This window comes from Bifidobacterium ramosum (assembly GCF_009299505.1).
Lineage (GTDB): Bacteria > Actinomycetota > Actinomycetes > Actinomycetales > Bifidobacteriaceae > Bifidobacterium > Bifidobacterium ramosum.
This window is the reverse complement of record NZ_WBSM01000023.1, coordinates 1-2,172: the sequence shown is the minus strand read 5'-3', so window position 1 is coordinate 2,172 and position 2,172 is coordinate 1. Positions and strand designations below refer to the sequence as shown.

The following is a 2,172-nucleotide window of genomic DNA, read 5'->3' as shown; positions in this document are numbered from 1 at the left end:
AAACCACTGCAAACACTACCATCCATCGGCGTGTCGCAAACACCCAAAAACCAGCAAAAACCCACCCACACCACCACACAACACCAACCCAACCAACCCAAAAAACCACCAACACCGGCGTGTCGAAACCAACAACACACAACAACACAACAAACAAACAAACAACAAACCCCGGCGACCACCGATCGCACACGCCCACACACCCCCACGCGTGTGCAACCCAAGGAAACCAACACCACGCATCCAACAACAACAACGATCGGCAGCCCCACCTGCCAGACACACGCCCAGGCACCCGCCCGACAAGAGAAAACCGCCACAACCCACAGCGACCAACCGATCCCCTCATCAGCCACCAACACCGCATCGTCCTCATGAACGCTCATTCATGAAGAACCGCGCCCACCCGCGTCCTACACTGAAGACATGCGACGCACCGAACTGGCATCCTTCAGCACAACGTTCCCCGATGCAATCCGCCCGTTCATCGACGGCGGACGGATCTTCGACAGCAGCTCCTCGCCGGAAGCACGCGTGTATTACTCAACGAAAGACGACGGCTATTTCATCAAGACCGCCGCTGCCGAGGCCTTGCGCCGGGAGGCGCACCTCACCGCGTATTTCCATCGTCGCGGACTGGCCGCAGCGGTGTTGCGTTACGGACAGGATGAGTCCGGCCGCGACTGGATGGTGACGGCGCGCATACCGGGCGAGGATTGCGCCTCGCCGCGTTACCTGCAGCAACCGGAACGTCTGACGGAACTGCTGGCACGTCGGCTGCGCATGTTGCACGATATGGATTACACCGACTGCCCAGACGGCGATCGTTTGCACTCATATCTCACGACGGCTTCACGCAACCATACCGCTGGACACTGGGATACGTCGTTCTATACGGACCTGTACGGCAACGCCACCGTGGACGAAATCTATGCGATCGTTTGCAATCATGGTCCGCGGCTACATGCCGATGTACTGGTGCATGGCGACTACTGTCTGCCGAATGTGATCCTGGACGACTGGCGGTTTACGGGTTTCGTTGATCTGGACTGTGCCGGTATCAGCGACCGACATGTGGATGTGTACTGGGCATTGTGGACGCTGCGATTCAATCTGTATACGGATCGATACCATGATCGATTTCTGGATGCGTACGGGCGTGACCTCGTCGACGAGGATCTGCTGCGTACCGTTGCGGCGATCGAGGTGTTCGGGTAGCGACGTAGTGGCGGAAAACGCTCGCTGACGCTGCGCTCAGCGAGCGTTTTCCGCCACTACGCACCATGGTTGGCGGTTTTCTCTCGCTGACGGCCTCGTCAGCGAGAGAAAACCGCCACGCGGATTATCCGATAACGTACATTATGTTCGAACTACAGCAGTCTGAGATGACATTCAACAAGAGCAAGGATCATCCGGCAGCGTTGCCATCAGTCGATCAAGCTCCCGCTGGTTCCGGACTACGACGACGCTGCCGCCGTAGTCACGCATAACGTCACGGTACTCCTGCATATGCGCGGCATCGCAGCCCTGATGCAGAATCCACCACACGAACGCGGCATCCATACGTTCCTCGCAACCGCTGGTCATGGATGGACGCGATCGACCGTGATACGTCCGCAGCCGCATGAGCACACGACGCAATCGAACCCAACGATTGAACAGCATGACCACGATCAGATCGGAGTCGTTGAGACGCCGGCGATACGACAGGTTGGTGTAGTTGCCGTCGATCACCCATGACTCATGATCGTCGAGAAATCTGCTCACCATGGCGCGTTGCTCGTCGATGGGACGGCTGCGCCATCCGGGAAGAAATTGAACGGTATCCAGATACAGTGACGGGATGCCGTAATGCTCGCCGCAGTATCGGGTCAACGTTGACTTGCCGCTGCCAGTGAGACCAATGACGGAAATGCGCATGGTGCCGATCATAGCCGAGCCGGCGCCACATCGGCTGTAAGTCCGTCAAGTGAGAGATGAAGGTCGGTACAGAGGGAACAAGATCAGAGAGATCCCAGCATCCGCGTCAAATAACGTCCGGATGCAAAAGGACCCCGGGAGCGTTACCGCTCGACCGGGGTCCAAACAAGTTGAATGCGGCGGCGTGCTACTCTCCCACACCCTATCGAGTGCAGTACCATCGCCGTGCCAGGCCTTAGCTTCCGGGTTCGG

Annotated in this window: 3 protein-coding genes; 2 read left to right on the top strand and 1 reads right to left on the bottom strand. The window is 58.0% G+C overall.

All coding sequences use genetic code 11. The features are described from left to right. Both DSM100688_RS11975 and DSM100688_RS11700 read left to right on the top strand, forming a co-directional pair. On the top strand, positions 1-378 hold a 378-nt coding region (locus DSM100688_RS11975), incomplete at its 5' end, for a hypothetical protein (RefSeq protein ID WP_205730656.1). Between the two features lie 48 nt (positions 379-426). Further along, positions 427-1,218 carry an aminoglycoside 3'-phosphotransferase gene (locus tag DSM100688_RS11700; RefSeq protein ID WP_152359262.1) on the top strand — a complete coding sequence of 264 codons (792 nt, stop codon included), beginning with the start codon at positions 427-429 and terminating at the stop codon, positions 1,216-1,218. 174 nt (positions 1,219-1,392) lie between these two features. Here the strand turns inward: DSM100688_RS11700 and DSM100688_RS11695 are convergent, their stop codons facing one another. Beyond that, positions 1,393-1,920 (bottom strand): P-loop NTPase family protein, encoded by a 528-nt coding sequence (locus DSM100688_RS11695; protein WP_152359261.1) that lies wholly within the window; start codon positions 1,918-1,920, stop codon positions 1,393-1,395. Positions 1,921-2,172: the final 252 nt, after the last annotated feature.

Excerpts from the sequence above, each read along its gene's own strand:
- DSM100688_RS11700 (WP_152359262.1), top strand. The coding sequence starts at position 427 with ATGCGACGCACCGAACTGGCATCCTTCAGCACAACGTTCCCCGATGCA.
- DSM100688_RS11695 (WP_152359261.1), bottom strand. The coding sequence starts at position 1,920 with ATGCGCATTTCCGTCATTGGTCTCACTGGCAGCGGCAAGTCAACGTTG.